The sequence below is a fragment of the Corallococcus sp. AB032C genome (genome assembly GCF_003668935.1).
GTDB classification, from domain to species: Bacteria; Myxococcota; Myxococcia; order Myxococcales; family Myxococcaceae; genus Corallococcus; species Corallococcus exiguus.
In genome coordinates this window covers 1-16,145 of the sequence record NZ_RAWP01000158.1, presented here as the reverse complement: position 1 = coordinate 16,145, position 16,145 = coordinate 1, and the positions used below count along the sequence as shown (strand labels likewise).

Here is a 16,145-nt window from a genome sequence, read left to right as displayed (position 1 = left end):
GGATGGGGAGGGGCGGGGACCCCGTGGTAGGGTAAGCGTCCGGTCAGGAGACGCGACATGAGCCAAGACGAATCCCGCGCGCGGAAGATCCAGACAGCCCTTGAAGGGAACGATGAGTTCAGCACCTTTTCCATCGACCCGGACCTCAAGAAGCTGAAGATGAAGCTGGACCTCCAGTCGGAGGCGCAGCAGCAGCAGTCCGGCCGCCCGGAGACCGCGCCCAAGTCGGGCATGTTCATGCGGCTGTTCCACAAGATGTTCCGGGGTTGAGGGGCACGATGGTCAAGGAGTCCTACCGCGCGCAGTGGGAGCGCTCGCGGGCGTATCTGGAGACGGGGGACCTGGGGCTCGCGCTTCAGGAGCTGCGGGACGCGCTGACGCTGGCGTCGGACGACGCGGTCCTCTGGGAAGAAATCTTCAACCTGTCGCTGCTCGGGGGCCTCACGCAGAACGCCCTGGCCGCCGCGCTGCGGCTGCGCCAGCTGGCGCCGGAGAACCCCAACTTCATCGGCCTGCACGCCATGGCCGCGCTGCTCGCCGGCAAGCTGACGGAGGCCGTGCCCCTCTTCGAGGAGGTCCTCCAGCGCGACCCCGAGTCGGTGGAAGCCCGCCGGCAGCTGGCGCGGGCGCTGGACGTCGCGGGCCAGCGCGGCCGGGTGCGCACGCTGCTGGAAGAGGCCGTCGCGCGGGCGCCCTCGGACACGGGCGCGCCCAACGACCTGGCGGTGCACTACCTGGAGCACGTGCCGCAGGAAGGCCCGGCGCTCGCCGCGAGCGTCCTGGCGCCGGTGCTGGAGGCGCACCCCGAGGACCCCACCACGCACTTCAACCTGGCGCTGGCGCTGCGCCTGGGGGAGCCGGCGAAGGCCCGCCACCACGCGCAGCAGGTGCTCCAGGGTGGTGACAAGGAGCTCCGCGCGAAGGCCCAGCAGCTGCTGACGATGATCCCCGCCTGAAGCCGGGCGGGCCGTCAGGCCGCGCCGGGCACCCCCGTCCCCGGCGCCATGGATTTCCAGAGACAGACCTTGAAGACCCCCGGCGCCGTCAGCTCCCTGTGTTGGAGCGGCGACGCGCTGGTGGACCCGGTGGGTGGCGTGGTGCGCTACCACCTGGATGGAACCACCTTCGACCCGCACGTGCGCTACTCGTACCGCTTCGACCGGGCGGTGATGTCCCCGGACGGCCGCTACAGCGTGCTGTACGAATCGCTGGGGACCACGGGGCTGCTGCTCGACGGCACGGAGGTGGTCCGGCAGCTGACGCGGGACTTCTACCACGCGAACACCCACGACTATCCCGTGGCCCTGCACACGCTCCCCAGTGGACGCACGCTGCTGGCGCACTGCCCGGAGTCGTACTGCGTGGTGGAGCTGGAGGACGCCGCCACGGGCGAGCGCCTCACGAAGCGCGACAACACCCCGACGGACATCTTCCACTCGCGGCTCCAGTTCAGCCCGGACGGGCGCTACCTGGCGAGCGCGGGGTGGATCTGGCACCCGGTGGACGCGGCGTCGGTGTTCGACGTGCCCCGCGCGCTGGAGGAGCCCGCGTCGCTGGACAGCGCCGCGCTGATGGACGGCGTGGAGAACGGCATCTTCCTCACGTCCGTCGCCTTTGGAGTGAAGGACACGCTCGTGTTCGTCCGCGTGGATGAGTCCCGCGACGGCGACACCTTCTCCCTGGGCACGTACTCGCTGCCGGAGCGCAAGGTGCTGTCGGAGGTGGAGCTGGAGGAGCCCGCGGGCCCGCTGATGGTCGTGGACGCGGAGCACATCGTGGACTTCTTCGGTCACCCGAAGCTGGTGGCGCGCTCCACCGGCCGCGTCGTGCAGCGCTGGGAGGACCTGGACACGGGGAAGGTGCTGGCCAGCATCCGTCACCACCTGCCGCCCCCGCCGCACTTCGCGCTGGACGCCGCGAACCGCCGCTTCGCCGTGGGCACGGCGGACGGCATCGAGGTCATCACGCTCGCGGCTCAGTAGGGCTTTTCGCCCACCCAGTTGCCCGGCGGCGCGTAGTTGCACACCCAGAGCTGCCACGTCTTCACGTTCCCGCCGAAGGGCGAGTTCTTCGTGCACAGCCGCGTCGCGCAGCCCACCGCCTTCGTGGTGCGCCACACCACCTGCGTGTAGTGGCCGCACATCTTCCCGGCCTTGCACTTGCCGGAGGCGTAGTCGTAGTCAGCGGCTTCGTCCGCCCAGCCCTTCACCACCTGCGCGGTGTTCCAGGTGTCCGGCGTCGCGGCGGCCAGGTTCTCTCCGAAGCTGCCCCGGTCCGGGTTGTGCTCGAAGCGGCACTCCTTCACGTAGGCCTCCGCCTTGCGCGCCGCCTCGTCGGACCAGGTGAGCGCGGGCAGCGCCGGCTTCGGCGTGGGACGCGAGGCCTTCGACCGCGCCTCGTTGTGCGCGGCCACCATGTCGCGCTTCAACTCCGCGGCGGTCGGCATCGGCTTGCGCGTGCCCTCGGTAGGCGCGGGCGTGGCCGTATTTGCCTTGCGCGCGGCGGCGGTGGCCGCGGCCTTCTTCGTGGAGGCGGAGACGGGGCGCTGCGCGTTCGCGCTGGAACCACAGCCAAGCAACGGGGCCAGCAGCAACACGGCGAGCCCGCGACGGAACACAGGAAGTGCCATGCGCGGAATCATTCCGCACCTGGGCCCCGCGTGCAGGAGAACCGAACCGGGCAGGCTGCCCCCGAGGGGCCCGAGCCCCTTCCTGCCCTACGCGCCCAGGCCCGGGAGTGGCCCGGTGCCGTCGTCGCCGAAGGACGTCGTGGACACGCCGAACATGCCGAGCAGGGCGATGTAGAGGTTCGCCAGCGGCTGGCCCCCATAGCGGATGTGACGGCCCGGTGAGATGGCTCCGCCCGCGCGGCCCGCGAGCAGGATGGGCAGGCTCTTGTGCTCGTGCATGTTGCCGTCGGCGAGCTCGCTGGAGAAGTACACGGCGCTGTGGTCCAGCAGCGTCCCGCCCTCCTCCTGCACGCCCTTCATGCGCTGGAGGAGGTACGAGAACTGCTCCACCTCCCACTTGTCGATTTTGGCCAGCGCGTCGTAGTTGGCCTGGACCCGCTGGTGGTGCGAGTACGTGTGGTGCTCGCCGGACAGCCCCAGGAACGAATACACGCGCTGGCTGCGCGCGTTGCCCAGCATGAAGGTGCACGTGCGGGTCAGGTCGCACTGGAACGCGAGCACGATGAGGTCCAGCATCGCCTTCGTCTTCTCGCGCACGTCGTCGCTGTCCGCGGGCGTCACCGCGGCGCCGCACGTGGGGCCGGTGCCGTCCATCGCGTTCACGCGCAGCTCCAGCTCGCGCACGCCGGTGAAGTACTCATCCAGCTTGCGCTTGTCCGTGGTGCCCAGCTTCCCCTGGAGCGATTTCGCGTCGTCGCGCACGGCGTCGATGATGCTCAGGCCGTACGCCTTGCGCTTCGCCAGCTCCGCCTGCGTGACGTTCGGGTCGAAGTCCGCGAAGAGCCGCTCGAAGGCCGCGCGAGGCTTCGTCTCCTTGGGCACGGGCGTGGACGGCCCCGCCCACGCGATGTTGTTCGCGTATGGGCAAGCGTAGCCGGAGTCGCAGTTGCCAATGCCCTTGCCCTGGTCGATGCCCAGCTCCAGCGACGGGTAGCGCGTGGCCGTGCCCACCGCGTTCGCCAGCACCTGGTCCATGGAGATGCCGGTGCGGATGCTGGTGCCCTCCGTCTTGCGCGCCTTCACGCAGGACAGGAACGCGGACGTCGCGGCGGCGTGGTGGCCGTCGCCGTCCGGCCTGCCGGGCAGGTTGTCCAGGCCGCTCAGCACCAGCAGGTCCCCCTTCACCGGCGCCAGCGACGCGAGCGTGGGCGTCAGGGAGAAGTTCGCGCCCTCACCACCGGGCGTCCACTTGGGCATGTGGATGCCGCAGGGTGTGTAGAAGGCCACGAAGCGGCGCGGGGCCGGCGTGGCGGCGCGGGCCGTGCGCGGGCGCATGACGTCCAGCAGCGGCAGCGCCATCAGCGCGCCCATGCCTCGCAGGAGCGTCCGGCGGGAGAGGGAAGGGTGACTCATGGCTTTTGTCCCTCCGCTTCACCACGCCGTTGCAGGAACGCGTCGCTGCGGACGATGGCGAGGATGTAGTCGGTGAGCCGGCCGCCCCGGGTCTCGGCCTGCTGGGAGATGTCGCGCACGGTGCAGCGGTCCTCTGCCTCCGCGCCGCGTCCGAGCGCGTAGGTGAGCAGGTGGCGCGTCATGCACGCGGACAGGTCCGGGTCCTGCTTCACCACCGCGCGCATCTCCGTCACGCCGTTGAACGCCTTGCCCCCGGGCAGCTCGCCGCTGGGGTCCACCACCGCGCCGCCTTCCTCCTTCGTGCGCCAGCGGCCCACCGGGTCGAAGTTCTCCATGCCGAAGCCCAGCGGATCCATCAGCGTGTGACAGCCCGAACAGGTGGGGTCCACGCGGTGCCGTGCCATGCGCGCCTTGATGTTGAGCGTGGGGTCCACCGCCGGGGCCAGTCCGCCCGCTTCGGGCGGTGGCGGGGGCGGCCCCTTGCACAGCAGTTGCTCCAGCACCCAGACGCCGCGCTTCACCGGCGACGTGCGGTCCGGATTGGCGGTGACGGTGAGCAGCGCGCCCTTTCCAAACAGGCCCGCGCGCTCCGGGTGGTCCTTCAGCTCCACGCGCGTCATCGCGGGGGTGCCGGGCTTGGGCAGGCCGTAGTGCGAAGCGAGCCGGTCGTTCACGTAGGTGAAGGGCGCGTCCAGCAGGTCCTTGAGGCGGTGGTCCCCGGTGACGAACTCCTGGAAGACGAGCTGCATCTCCTGGCGCATGGCCTCGCGCAGCGGTTCGTCGAAGCCGTAGCGCGACTCCGGCTGGGAGAAGTCGAGCGCGCGCGTGTAGAGCCACTGCCCCGCGAAGTTGTCCACCAGCGCGCGGGCCTTGGGGTCCGCCAGCATGCGCCGCACCTGTGCCTCCAGCACCTCCGGCTCGTGCAGGTGGCCGCCCTCCGCCGCTTGCAGCAGCGCTTCATCCGGCATGCTGCTCCAGAGGAAGTAGGACAGGCGGCTCGCCAGCTCCAGGTCGCTCACGGTGTGCGGCACCGTGGACGTGGGGGCGGGGTCCAGCTCCACGCGGAAGAGGAAGTGCGGCGACACCAGCACCGCGCGCAGCGCCAGCTTCACGCCCACCTCCGGCGTGTCGCCCTGCTGCCGGGCCAGCGCGACGAACGCGACCAGCCGCTCCACTTCTTCCGGAGTGACGGGTCGGCGCCAGGCGCGGCGCGCGAAGGGCTTGAGCAGCTCGCGCGCGCACGCCTCCGGTTGGGCGGGGTCGAGCACGCACGCATTGAACGCGCCTCGCGTCCACGAGGCCTCCACCAGCGCCTCCGCCGCGTGGGAGTACTTCTCCATCAGCAGCGGGGACATGCTGAGCACGTCCGCGTTGTTGTCGAAGCCGAAGCCGTGGTCGTCCGGCGGGAAGTTGCTCGCGGGCGAACCCGTGTCGCCCAAGAGGTCGCGCACGGTGTTGTTGTATTCAGCGCGGTTGAGGCGGTGCAGCGTGACGCGGCCCGGGTCTCGCGCCGCCGAGCGGCACTGCGCGTCCTGCGGATCCACGGGCGCGTCCGGCCCTGGCAGCACCCGCGCCTTGGGAAGTGAATCGTCGCAGCCTGCGGCCAGCACCACCGCCATCGCCGCGAGGCCCACCCTCCGCCATCTCCGACCGCAGGCCGTCACCGCGCGCACGCCTCCTCCGAGCCGCGAATGGGCCCCGGCGAGCGCGCTCCAAAGCAAGACCCTCACCAGCCACGGCGTGACGACAGGCCGACGCCAGGCTCCGTCCCCGGGATGGAGATGGGCATGCGCGCGGGACTTGAAAGGGAAGGGGAGTTCCGCGACCGGGCGGGGCCCGGGGACCGGAAGGGCACCGCGCGCCGACTCCTGCCCTCGAGGGCGGGTCAGGCGGCGCCGTACTCCCGGAAGCGGGCTTGAAGGACGCGGCCCGCTTCCAGGGAAGCAACCGCGCTACTTCGTTTCCTTCGCGGTGCCCGTCGTCTTCGCGGAGCCGTCGAGGTACGCGCGGTAGGCCTCGAAGCCGTACGGCCGGCCGAGGAAGTCCCTCACCTGCTCCGCGGCGGGCTTGGAGCCGCCGGGCTCCAGCACCGTCTTGCGGTAGTGCATGGCCGTGTCGCGGTCCAGGTAGCCGTTCTCCTGGAACTTCGACTCCAGGTCCTTCGCGATGACGGAGGACCAGAGGTACGTGTAGTACGCGGCCGAGTACCCATCCAGGTGCCCGAAGGCGAGCTCGAAGTGGGTGCCGTCGCGGAACTCGTGGCGGAAGGGCGACAGCTTCTTCTGCAGCTCGGAGAGCACCGCGGACGTGTCGAAGCCCGGCGCGCGCGAGTAGTACTGGAGGCTGACCGCGGAGAGGAACAGCTGCCGGCGCGCGTAAAGGCCCAGGCCGAACTCCTTCGACGCGCGCAGCTTCTCCACCAGCTCCGCGGGGATGGGCTCGTTGGACTCGTGGTGCTTGGCGAAGCTCTTGAGCACCTCCGGCTGCTCCGCCCACTGCTGCAGCAGCATGGACGGCGTCTCCACGAAGTCACGCTCCATGGAGATGCCGGAGATGGGCGTCCACTTCTGGTGGCCGGAGAAGATGGTGTGCATCAGGTGGCCGAACTCGTGGAAGAACGTCCCCACCTCGTCGTGCGTCATCAGGTCGCCGGGGCGCGGGAAGTTGCACACCAGCACGGCTTCCGGCAGCCGCTTGTCCAGCTCACCGGTGACCAGGTCGAACTGCGCCGCGTGCTTGTACTTGTCGTCGCGCGGGTGCATGTCCAGGTAGATGCGGCCCAGCGGCTTGCCGCCGTCCACGACGTCATACGCCTCCACGTCGGTGTGCCACGTCTTCGCGTCCTTCACCGGCTGGAAGGCCACCCCCCACAGGCTGGAGGTGATGCCCATCACGCCGTCCTTCACCCGCGCGTACTCCAGGTAGGGCCGCACCGCCTGCGAGTCGAACCCGAACTTCTCCGCGCGCAGCCGGTCCTCGTAGTAGTCCTGGTCCCAGGGCTCCACCACGGTGGCGCCCTTCACGTCCTTCTTCTTGCGCGCCAGCAGGTCCGCCATCTCCTTCTTCGCGCGAACCTCCGTGGCCTGCGCCAGCTGGTCGATGAAGTCCGCCGCGGCCTGCTGCGTGCGCGTCATGCGCGTTTCGGTCGTGAAGGCCGCGTAGGTGTCGTAGCCCAGCAGCGTGGCCAGCTCGTTGCGCTTCTCGATGAGCTGCGCGAGCACCGCCTGGTTCTTGGGGAACGCGCGCTGGCGGTAGGTGCGCCAGAGCTTCTCGCGCGCCTTCGCGTTCTTCGCGTACGTCATGAACGGGAAGTAGTCCGGGTAGTTGCTGGTGATGACCACCTTGCCGTCCGCGCCGGGCGCGTGCGCCTTCTTGTAGTCCTCCGGCAGCCCGTCCAGGTCCTTGGGCGTGAAGGCCACGCTGCGCGTGTCCTCCGCGATGTTCTGCCCGAACTGCTGGCCCAGCTTGAGGATCTCCTCGTTGAGCGTCTTCACCTTGGCGCGCGTGGCCTCGTCCCGGTCCACGCCCGCGCGGCGGAAGTCCAGCAGCGTGCGGTCCATCCAGTGGTGCGTGGCCGCGTCCTCCTTGGACAGGTCCACCAGCGACAGCGCGTCGTAGACGCCGCGGTCCTGCGACAGCGCCACGTTGGCCGCGTCCACCTGCTGCTCGCACTCGCGGGACGCGTCGCGCATGGCGGCGTCCGGGTGCACCTCATGCGTGAGGCTGGAGCGGTTGGCCGCGTTGAGGATGGCCGTCTGCGCTTCGTCGTACGCCTTGAGGACGCCCTGGCCGTTCGTCTTCGGATCCAGCTTCTTCAGCGCGGCCACCTGCGCCTGCGCGCGCTCCAGGTCCGCCTTGCACAGGGCCTTGAAGGCGTCCGGCGTGCCGGCCAGCACTTCCGAGCCCTTCATGGGCGCCAGCTGGGGCTTCGCCGTGTTGGAGGCGATGCGGGCCATGGCTTCACGGTTCTGCGTGATGCTGCCGTTGGAGCAACCCGTCGCGGCGAGCGCCGCCACCACGGTGAGCGCGGGGATTTTCAAGGGGACTTCCTCCACTAGGGGAACGACCTGCTTCGCGGGCCCGTCATGCCACATCCCCGCCCCTCCGCGCCCGTCCGCCGTGAACAGCCAGGCTGTCCTCCGGTACAGGCTGGATGCTTGGATGCCCCAGCTGACGCACCTCGCCTTGTTCCCCGTGCAGTCGCCCGGTAATCCGGCACTCGCTTCGAATTCTTGGAAGTTGTCCTGGCCGGAGGGTGAAAACGGATGCGCAAGGCACTGGGTGGTGCGGTCGCGGCGTTGCTGTGGTGGGGCTGTGGTGGGGCGGGCACGGAAGCGCCGCTGGCGTCCCCAGAGGGCCTGTCGCTCACTTCCGGTACGGGCCTGACCGAGGGCACCTGGGCGCACGACGGGCAGACGGTGTCCTTCGCCTCGCGCGAGGTGGAGCCCGGGGTGTACCGCCTGGAGGTGCGCATGCACGGCATGACGCTGACGGGGCTGATGGACCCGGCGTCGGGCGTGTCCACGCTGGACGGCTTCGCGGACACGAACGTGCATGACACGCAGGTGGTGGACGCGGACCGCCAGGTGCTGAGCGCGTTCTACGGGGCGCTGAACCAGGGGCTGCCGCAGGGTGACGCGGCGGCGCCGGAGGCCATGTACCTGCGCCGCGCGGTGGGCCTGTGGGCGCAGCAGCCCACGAGCGTCGCGCTCAAGCGCACGGTGATGGGCGAGCAGGGCCGCGGCTACACGATGCTGTGCAGCTACGCGAAGTGCGGCGGCAAGAACACGGGCAGTTGTGGCGGTACGTACAACTGGTACTCGTACGCGAAGCACGACTGCGACAAGGGCGGCTTCGACAACGCGCGCAACCAGCAGATTGCACAGCTGGGTGACCACACGTCGTGCAACGGCGACGAGTACTACATGAACGGCAGCACCTGGGTGTGCGGCGAGCCGGACCACTGGTCGCGCCCCAAGGTGATGGGCAACTGCTTCGGCCGCTGCGGCGGCGGCTGCGGTGGCGACACGCAGTACACGTTGGACGCCACCAACCACGACGGCTGCGTGCGCAACGGCCACGTGCTGGCGAGCGCCTACTGCGATGATCAGTTCGTGTCCGCGATGGACGACGAGCTGTTCGCGCCCAACTGCTACTGAAGGCCGGATGGGACGACGCGCGGTGATGCACGCGGTGGGGGCGGTGGGGCTGTGGCTCGCCGCGCTCGCCGTGCTCGGTTGTCCGTCCACGACGTCCTCCAAGGCGGAGGCCGGGGAGGCGGCGGTGCGCCGCTTCTTCCAGGCCCTGCCGTCCGGGGACTGCGCGGTGCTGGGCCCCATGCTGGTGACGGGGCAGGGCGTGCCTCCGTGCGAGGAGACGGTGAAGGACCTGCGCGAGCACGGCATGGGCCTGGTGGACGTGCTCGACGCGAAGGTGGATGGCCGCGACCCGAACGCGGTGGTCGTGCGGGCGCGGGTGTCGCAGGGAGGAACGGAGCGCGCGGAGCCGTTCCTCTTCCGGGTGGAGCGCCAGGGTGACGGCTGGCGCCTTCGGTTGTAGGGGGAGTGGACGATGCGGAACCGTGAGCGGGTGATGCTGGGGAGCGCGGCGGTGCTGGTGGCCGTGCTCGGCGCCGTGCTTCTGCCGTGGCCGTCGCGCGACACCTCTTCTCCCGCCGCCGCGCCCCCGGTGACGAACGAGGGCCCCGGCCCGGTGACGGCGGCCCAGGTGTCGCCGAGGCGCGCGGTGCCGGTGCGGACGCCGGACCCCGCGCCGCCCCACGCCACGGTGGTGCCGCCTTCGCCCGGAGACGTGCCGCCGGAGCCGGAGGTGGCCAACGCGCCGCCGCAGCAGAACGACCCCATCGAGGAGGAGAAGCCACGGACGGCGCGCTGGAAGCTGGAGAAGACGGAGCACATCGCCACGCTGCTGGGGCGGGACGTGTCTCGGCTGGAAGGCGAGCGGCAGGAGGCGAAGTCGCGTGGGGACAAGGCCCGCGTGGAACAGGTGGACGCGCTGCTCCAGCGTCACCGCGTCCGCCTGGACGAGCTGCGCGAAGAGGCCCGCACCCTGGCCGACGCCGCGCGGAACGAACCGCCGGAACCCTGACGGACGGGCCTGCCTGCCTGCCCTGCCGCCCGGCAGACGCGAACTTCACGCGCGAGCACCCACCGCTTCGCGCTGGGAGTACGAGCGCTTCTGCCGGGCGGGGCCGCGCCTTCACACGGGCGTGACAGCCACGGTGTGGCATGCGCATAGAAAAGGACGTGTCCGTTACCGCGACTGCCTCCACCGCGCCTCCCAGCATCCCGTCCACCCGAGGCTCCCGGCTGGCATCCATCGCGGTGGCCAGCGCGCTGTTCATGGAGTTCCTGGACTCCACGGCGCTGTCCACCGCGCTGCCCACGCTGTCCGTGGCGTTCGGCACCGACCCCGTCCACCTCAAGCTCGCGCTGACGTCGTACATCCTGGCCCTGGCCGTGCTCGCGCCCGCGAGCGGGTGGATCGCCGACCGCTTCGGTCCGCGCCGCGTCTTCATGACCGCCATGGTCGTGTTCCTCGCGGGCTCCGTGCTGTGCGGCTTCTCCCAGACGCTCGCGCAGCTCGTTGTCTTCCGCACGGTCCAGGGCCTGGGCGGCGCGCTGATGACGCCCGTGGGCCGGCTCATCGTCGTGAACTCGGCGCCGCGCGAGAAGCTGGTGTCCGCGATGAGCTGGTTCACCATGCCCGCATTGGTGGGGCCGCTGCTGGGACCGCCGCTCGCGGGCCTCATCCTGGGCATCGCGGACTGGCCGTGGATCTTCTTCATCAACGTGCCGGTGGGCCTGCTGGGCATGTGGGCCGTGGCGCGCTTCGTGCCCCCGCTGAAGCAGCCGGACCCCGGTCCCTTCGACACGAAGGGCTTCGCCATCGCCGTGGTCGCCATCACCGCGCTGATGGGCGCGGCGGAGACGGTGGGCATCGGCCTGGTGCCGTGGCCCGTGCAGGCGGGCATCACGCTGGTGGCGGTGTGGGCGCTGGTGGCCTACGTGCGGCACGCGCTGCGCACGCCGCGCCCGGTGCTCAACCTGCGCCTGTTCAAGGTGGACACCTTCCGCGCCAGCATGATGGGCGGCGCGCTGGTGCGCATCGGCCTGGGGGCGACGCCCTTCCTCCTGCCGCTGCTCTTCCAGGTGGCGCTGGGCTGGGGGCCGCTGGAGGCGGGGCTCGTCACCATCGGGACGGGGCTGGGCGCCTTCGCGTGCAAGCCGGTGGCGCCCGCGCTCATCCGTCGCGTGGGCTTCCGTCAGACGCTCATCGCCTCCAACCTGCTCACCGCCGCGGTGACGGCCGTGCCCGCCTTCTTCGGCGTCACCACGCCCATCCCGTTCATCATCGGCACGCTGGTGTTCAGCGGCTTCATGCGCTCCCTGCAGTTCACCGCCACCAACACGATGGCCTACGCGGACCTCCCCAAGGAGCTGGTGAGCAACGCCTCCACCGTCGCGGTGGTGACGCAGCAGATGGCGCTGAGCGTGGGCATCAGCTTCGGCGGCCTGATGCTGCACGTGGCGCGCGGTGGCGGTGACGTGCGCCTCACGCCGGACCGCTTCCTGCTGCCGTTCCTCGCCATCGGCTTCGTGTCGTCGCTGGCCGGGCCGCTCTTCCGCCGGCTGCGTCCGGACGCGGGCGAGCACATCGGCGGCAGGGCCGCGGCGCGCGGCTGAAGCGTCCGTCCAACGACACAGCCGCCGCCCCGCCGGAGGGCAGGCGGGCAGCCAGCGCGATGCTCGCGGTGGGCGTGACGTTCATCCTGATGGAGTGGGGCCGTCGCCGGCGCACGCGGGTCCTGTCCGGCTAGCGGCGCAGTCCGGCGTCACGGCCGCGAAAACGAACGCGGGCGGTCTCCCCGGGACGCATCCCAAGGGTCACCGCCCGTGTGCGCGTCTCCCGGTGAGGGGAGACGCGAGCCTGCGTGCGACTACGTCGTCGCGGGCGCGGCGTCCGGCGCTTCGTCCGTCGTGTCGTCGTCGGCCTCGCTGGCGCCGTCGGATTCGACCGGGGCCGTGGAGGCACCGTCCGCACCCGGAGCACCCGCCGCCTGGGGCTTCTTGCCGGTGCCAGGAGGCGGAGACTTGCGAGCGGCCGCCGCGGCCTGCCGCGCCTGCTCACGCGCCTTCTGCGCGACCTTCGGCGTGGGGGCCAGGATCATGTACATCTGCCGGCCTTCCATGCGCGGCAGCTGCTCCGCCACGGCCACGTCCTTCAGGTCCTTGATGACGTCATCGAGGATGGCGCTGCCCAACTCCTTGTGCGTGATTTCACGCCCGCGGAACTGGATGACGACCTTGGCCTTGTTGCCTTCTTCGATGAACCGGCGGGTGTTGCGCACCTTGAACTCGTAGTCGTGCTCCTCCGTCTTGGGACGGAGCTTCACTTCCTTGAGCTGGATGACCACCTGCGTGCGCTTCGCGTCCGAGGCCTTCTTCTTCTCCTCGTACTTGAACTTGCCGTAGTCCATGATCTTGCAGACCGGCGGCTTCGCCATCGGGCTGACTTCGACCAGGTCGAGCGACTCGGAGCGGGCCTTTTCCAGCGCCGCCTCGATGGTCATGACTCCGAGCTGCGAACCGTCGGAGCCCACGACACGGACTTCCCGCGCGCGGATGCGGCGGTTGGTTCTCTGGTCCCTGTTGGGACCCCGGCTGCTGTTTCTCTGTTCGCGAATGATGTGAACATCCTCCAAAAAGGGTTGCAGACCCACCACCCGTGAAGATGTGGCAGGCCACTCAATGTGGCAGTCCCCTCCGGCGGAGAAGGCAGGCAGACAAGCCTTCAGCCCCTCGGGGCAGGGAGACGTGCAACGGACTCTATCCGGTTCACGACCCCCAGGGGCAAGGTAACGCGGGGCACCCCCCCATTCCCATGACCCCTGTTGCCTATGATGCGCCCCATGGCGAAACGGTCCACCGCGTCCGCTAGGGACAGGACAGGATGCCGACCCCGGGGGGTGGTTGCGCTCGGGGCCTCCCTGATGCTCGGCTGCCTGCCCTCCTGTGGGCCGGTGGACCCCACCTCCGGACCCGCCGGGGGCCCGGGCCAGGCCCTGGTCCAGGGGACGGACGCCCCCGGGGACCCGGCGGCGGTGGCCCTGGTGGCCCGGCGCACCCGCTGCGGGGGGGAGGCGCCGGTGCTCCTCTGCTCGGGCGCCCTCATTGCCCCGGACGTGGTGCTGACGGCGGCGCACTGCCTGGCCGTCTTCGGGGAGGCGGGCCCCTACGAGGTCTTCCTGGGCCCTACACTGCTCCCGGAGCCTGGGCCCGGCGGGCGGTTCGTGCGGGTCACCCGGGCGGTGGCCCACCCGGAGTTCGTCCCGGCCACGCACACCTGGGACGCCGCCCTCCTGCGGCTGGCGGTGCCCGTGACGGACGTCCCGCCCTTCCGGCTCCCCCGGGCGGGGGACGTCCCGGTGGCGCCGGGAGACCCGGTGCGAGCGGTGGGCTACGGGGACACGAAGGACGCGGCCCGACCCTCGGGCCAGCGGCGCCAGGGCCTGCTCCAGGTGACGGGCGTCACCGGCAGCGCCTTCCAGGCCGGCCCCGCCCCGGCCATGACCTGTGTGGGGGACAGCGGAGGCCCGGTGTTGGGGGGCCCGGCGGGGAACGAGGTGCTCCTGGGCCTCACCGTCAGCGGTGACGTGGCCTGCCGGACGGAGGCGGTCCAGGTGCGGGTGGACGCGCTGGAGGACTTCGTCCGCCCCTTCCTGGAGGAGGCCCCACCCCCCGCGCCCGCGGAGACGCTCCCCCTGGATGTCCTCTGTGAGGAGGCCTGCGCGAGCGACGCGAACTGTCCCTCGGGCCTGCAATGTGTCAGCGCCGGGGACGCCCCGGCCCGGTGCCTGTTGCCCGCGCTCCAGGCCGGGACCTACGGCGCGGCCTGTACGGAGGACGCCGCCTGCGGTGAGCAGGGCGTGTGCGCCCGGTTGGAGGTGGACGGGGACGACGCCTGCCGCTGCTTCACTCCGTGCGAGGCCACCGTTGACCCCCCGACACCGGACATGGACCGGCCCGACGCCAAATGCGGGTGCGGCAGCGGCCCCGGCGGCCTGGGCGCTACACTCGCCGTCCTGCTGGGGCTGTTCTGGCGACAGTCCCACCGCAGGATTCCAGGAGGTCGGTTCCGGGCGTGACTCCGCGTGAAAGCGCCTACAGAACCGCAAATGTAGGCGAAACTCCGCGAATCAAACTCCGAGAATCAGGCATCGACGTTTTCGGCAATCGCAAAGGTCCCTCCCCCATGGACTACAAGATCAAGTCTGGCGACACGCTGAGCGCGCTGGCCAAGCGCTTCAACACGGATGTGGATTCGCTGGTGAAGGCGAACCCGAACATCACGAACAAGGACCTCATCTACGCGGATGCGAATCTCAACATCCCGGGCAGCAAGGATGAGTTCCAGGCGCAGGGTGTCTCCAAGGGACCGGACCTGACGGGCGGCGCGCAGCAGACGCAGGGTGCGCAGGCCGTGGGTGACGTGCCCCCGGGCCAGGTGGGCGACTGGATCAAGCAGGCCATGGACATCCTCAAGGCCAACGGCGTCCCCACGGACAAGATGAACCCCCAGGACATCGCGAAGATCATCCAGCACGAGTCCAGCGGGAACCCGAACGCCATCAACCTCTGGGACTCCAACGCCCAGAAGGGCACCCCGTCCATCGGCCTGATGCAGACCATCCAGCCGACGTTCGACGCGTACAAGCTCCCCGGCCACGACAACATCCGCAACCCGGTGGACAACATCATCGCCGGCGTCCGCTACTCCATCGAGCGTTACGGCTCCGTGTCCGACGTCCCCGGCATCAAGGGTCTGAGCAACGGCAGCGGCTACGTCGGCTACTGACCGGCGCTGACGAAAACCCGGAGACGCACCGCGCCCCGCGGTGGAAGACGGTCCTTGCCGTCTCCCACGCGGGGCGTCGTCATTTCCGTGGAGGGCGTGTGCCCTCAGCCCCCGTGCAGCCGGGAGCGCTCGCGAGGGCCACCCGCGCGCTTGATGTGGATCTGGCTGGGTGCCTTCTTGCGCCCCCGGAGCCCCGTGCCCCGGTTGTTGCGCTTGGGGCCGTGGTCGCCAGCGGCGGGGCCCAGCGTCACGCGCTTCAGCTCCTTCTGTCGCAGCAGCGCCGCCGCGTCGTCATGGGCCAGCGTCTTGCGCCCCTTGCTGGCCTGTACGCTCGGCTGGGCCGCATGGGGATCCACGCGTCGCTTGTTCTTGATGCCTGCCACTCGGGTCCGCACGGACATGAAAGTCCTCCTTGGAACTGAGGTAGGGACCCATGCGGGGCGTTGCCATCCCTGGCGACGGGCGGGACAGGGGCCGCCTCGGGAGCATGCCGGGACGCGGGCGCCCGGTGGCGCGGGATGACAGGGGGCGCGCGAGCGGCGCTTACCCACAGGCGGGAATCACGCCCGGACAGCGCAGCGGCTCAGGTGAGGTCTTCGTTGTCGCGGCGGGCGCGCTTCTTCGCCTTGGGCTTGCTGGACTTGCCCGCCTTCGCCTTGGGCTTCGCGGTCGTCTCCGGCGGGAACAGCCAGCCGTCCTCGGGGCGGGGCTGGGAGGCGTTCACCGGCTCCAGGTGCTGGCCGCGGCAGCCCCGGCACCACGACTGCGGACGGCGCTGGCCCTGGCTCATGATGCGGAAGCCGAAGTCCTGCTCCGTGGGGCCCACGTGGTTGCAGCGCGGGCAGCGCGTCATGGACGTGGTGCCCGTCTCCCGGGCCTTCTCCCGTCCGTGCTCCACCACCAGCGCCAGCGCGGCGGCGAACCCGAGCTTGCGCTCCGTGGGGACGTGGAACTGACGCGCGCGCTTGCGGTTGCCCCGGCCCATCACGGGCAGGAGGTCCAGGCCTCCCAGGAGGTTGCGCTGCTCCAGGACTCGCGACGGAGACGATGGCGGGGTCGAGTGGCTCACGCGATCATTTCTACGGGAGGGGTCTGACATGGCCGGTCCACGCGCCGGGTCGCCAGGTCCCGCTCCATTCGGAGGTCTGGACACATGTTCAGTAACCCCTGGCATTTCCAGGGGATTCCCCCGGCGGCCGGGCGGGAGTGGGGCACAAGGGGGTGG

Annotated in this window: 16 protein-coding genes; 9 read left to right on the top strand and 7 right to left on the bottom strand. The window is 70.5% G+C overall.

From position 1 onward, the window contains the following. Nucleotides 1-57 precede the first annotated feature (57 nt). From D7X99_RS38850 to D7X99_RS38840, 3 genes are all read left to right on the top strand, one after another. Nucleotides 58-270, top strand: coding sequence for a hypothetical protein (locus tag D7X99_RS38850; RefSeq protein WP_120566951.1), 213 nt, complete (start codon nucleotides 58-60; stop codon nucleotides 268-270). A gap of 8 nt (nucleotides 271-278) precedes the next feature. Then, nucleotides 279-956 carry a lipopolysaccharide assembly protein LapB gene (locus tag D7X99_RS38845; RefSeq protein WP_120579747.1) on the top strand — a complete coding sequence of 226 codons (678 nt, stop codon included), beginning with the start codon at nucleotides 279-281 and terminating at the stop codon, nucleotides 954-956. Nucleotides 957-1,025: 69 nt separating this feature from the next. Then, entirely contained in the window at nucleotides 1,026-1,982 is a 957-nt protein-coding gene (locus D7X99_RS38840; RefSeq protein ID WP_233614069.1) for a hypothetical protein, read from the top strand. Here the strand turns inward: D7X99_RS38840 and D7X99_RS38835 are convergent. The 4 genes from D7X99_RS38835 to D7X99_RS38820 form a co-directional block, all read right to left on the bottom strand. Further along, the gene (locus tag D7X99_RS38835) at nucleotides 1,976-2,629 is read right to left on the bottom strand and encodes a CAP domain-containing protein (protein ID WP_233614067.1); all 654 of its coding nucleotides are present in this window, start codon (nucleotides 2,627-2,629) and stop codon (nucleotides 1,976-1,978) included. The two genes, D7X99_RS38840 and D7X99_RS38835, sit on opposite strands and share 7 nt — an antisense overlap. Nucleotides 2,630-2,716: 87 nt before the next feature. Continuing rightward, nucleotides 2,717-4,042: a DUF1552 domain-containing protein gene (locus D7X99_RS38830; RefSeq protein WP_121782152.1), complete on the bottom strand. Its 1,326-nt coding sequence runs from the start codon at nucleotides 4,040-4,042 to the stop codon at nucleotides 2,717-2,719. After that, complete coding sequence (locus D7X99_RS38825; RefSeq protein WP_233614065.1) at nucleotides 4,039-5,676, bottom strand: DUF1592 domain-containing protein; 1,638 nt, start codon at nucleotides 5,674-5,676, stop codon at nucleotides 4,039-4,041. The genes D7X99_RS38830 and D7X99_RS38825 overlap by 4 nt, the downstream gene beginning before the upstream one ends. Nucleotides 5,677-5,994: 318 nt before the next feature. Continuing rightward, nucleotides 5,995-8,136 (bottom strand): M3 family metallopeptidase, encoded by a 2,142-nt coding sequence (locus D7X99_RS38820; protein WP_199756421.1) that lies wholly within the window; start codon nucleotides 8,134-8,136, stop codon nucleotides 5,995-5,997. A gap of 171 nt (nucleotides 8,137-8,307) precedes the next feature. Between D7X99_RS38820 and D7X99_RS38815 the strand changes: the two genes are divergently transcribed. From D7X99_RS38815 to D7X99_RS38800, 4 genes are all read left to right on the top strand, one after another. After that, entirely contained in the window at nucleotides 8,308-9,201 is an 894-nt protein-coding gene (locus tag D7X99_RS38815) for a hypothetical protein (RefSeq protein WP_121782151.1), read from the top strand. Between the two features lie 7 nt (nucleotides 9,202-9,208). After that, nucleotides 9,209-9,601 (top strand): hypothetical protein, encoded by a 393-nt coding sequence (locus D7X99_RS38810; protein ID WP_121782150.1) that lies wholly within the window; start codon nucleotides 9,209-9,211, stop codon nucleotides 9,599-9,601. A gap of 12 nt (nucleotides 9,602-9,613) precedes the next feature. Further along, nucleotides 9,614-10,150 (top strand): hypothetical protein, encoded by a 537-nt coding sequence (locus D7X99_RS38805; protein WP_121782149.1) that lies wholly within the window; start codon nucleotides 9,614-9,616, stop codon nucleotides 10,148-10,150. A gap of 140 nt (nucleotides 10,151-10,290) precedes the next feature. Beyond that, complete coding sequence (locus D7X99_RS38800; RefSeq protein WP_211485170.1) at nucleotides 10,291-11,748, top strand: DHA2 family efflux MFS transporter permease subunit; 1,458 nt, start codon at nucleotides 10,291-10,293, stop codon at nucleotides 11,746-11,748. 254 nt (nucleotides 11,749-12,002) lie between these two features. Here the strand turns inward: D7X99_RS38800 and infC are convergent, their stop codons facing one another. After that, nucleotides 12,003-12,752, bottom strand: coding sequence for a translation initiation factor IF-3 (gene infC, locus D7X99_RS38795; RefSeq protein WP_121782156.1), 750 nt, complete (start codon nucleotides 12,750-12,752; stop codon nucleotides 12,003-12,005). 279 nt (nucleotides 12,753-13,031) lie between these two features. On the opposite strand from infC, the gene D7X99_RS38790 reads away from it, so the two are divergent. After that, nucleotides 13,032-14,210 carry a trypsin-like serine protease gene (locus D7X99_RS38790; RefSeq protein WP_233614063.1) on the top strand — a complete coding sequence of 393 codons (1,179 nt, stop codon included), beginning with the start codon at nucleotides 13,032-13,034 and terminating at the stop codon, nucleotides 14,208-14,210. Between the two features lie 107 nt (nucleotides 14,211-14,317). Next, nucleotides 14,318-14,920: a transglycosylase SLT domain-containing protein gene (locus D7X99_RS44075; protein WP_158627143.1), complete on the top strand. Its 603-nt coding sequence runs from the start codon at nucleotides 14,318-14,320 to the stop codon at nucleotides 14,918-14,920. Between the two features lie 104 nt (nucleotides 14,921-15,024). Here the strand turns inward: D7X99_RS44075 and D7X99_RS38780 are convergent, their stop codons facing one another. Beyond that, complete coding sequence (locus D7X99_RS38780; RefSeq protein ID WP_120566963.1) at nucleotides 15,025-15,321, bottom strand: hypothetical protein; 297 nt, start codon at nucleotides 15,319-15,321, stop codon at nucleotides 15,025-15,027. A gap of 182 nt (nucleotides 15,322-15,503) precedes the next feature. After that, the gene (locus tag D7X99_RS38775) at nucleotides 15,504-16,019 is read right to left on the bottom strand and encodes a hypothetical protein (protein ID WP_120597816.1); all 516 of its coding nucleotides are present in this window, start codon (nucleotides 16,017-16,019) and stop codon (nucleotides 15,504-15,506) included. Nucleotides 16,020-16,145: the final 126 nt, after the last annotated feature.

Coding starts and splice junctions, on each gene's coding strand:
- D7X99_RS38850 (WP_120566951.1), top strand. CDS start 58: ATGAGCCAAGACGAATCCCGCGCGCGGAAGATCCAGACAGCCCTTGAA.
- D7X99_RS38845 (WP_120579747.1), top strand. CDS start 279: ATGGTCAAGGAGTCCTACCGCGCGCAGTGGGAGCGCTCGCGGGCGTAT.
- D7X99_RS38835 (WP_233614067.1), bottom strand. CDS start 2,629: ATGGCACTTCCTGTGTTCCGTCGCGGGCTCGCCGTGTTGCTGCTGGCC.
- D7X99_RS38830 (WP_121782152.1), bottom strand. CDS start 4,042: ATGAGTCACCCTTCCCTCTCCCGCCGGACGCTCCTGCGAGGCATGGGC.
- D7X99_RS38820 (WP_199756421.1), bottom strand. CDS start 8,136: ATGTGGCATGACGGGCCCGCGAAGCAGGTCGTTCCCCTAGTGGAGGAA.
- D7X99_RS38815 (WP_121782151.1), top strand. CDS start 8,308: ATGCGCAAGGCACTGGGTGGTGCGGTCGCGGCGTTGCTGTGGTGGGGC.
- D7X99_RS38810 (WP_121782150.1), top strand. CDS start 9,209: ATGGGACGACGCGCGGTGATGCACGCGGTGGGGGCGGTGGGGCTGTGG.
- D7X99_RS38805 (WP_121782149.1), top strand. CDS start 9,614: ATGCGGAACCGTGAGCGGGTGATGCTGGGGAGCGCGGCGGTGCTGGTG.
- D7X99_RS38800 (WP_211485170.1), top strand. CDS start 10,291: ATGCGCATAGAAAAGGACGTGTCCGTTACCGCGACTGCCTCCACCGCG.
- D7X99_RS44075 (WP_158627143.1), top strand. CDS start 14,318: ATGGACTACAAGATCAAGTCTGGCGACACGCTGAGCGCGCTGGCCAAG.
- D7X99_RS38780 (WP_120566963.1), bottom strand. CDS start 15,321: ATGTCCGTGCGGACCCGAGTGGCAGGCATCAAGAACAAGCGACGCGTG.
- D7X99_RS38775 (WP_120597816.1), bottom strand. CDS start 16,019: ATGTCAGACCCCTCCCGTAGAAATGATCGCGTGAGCCACTCGACCCCG.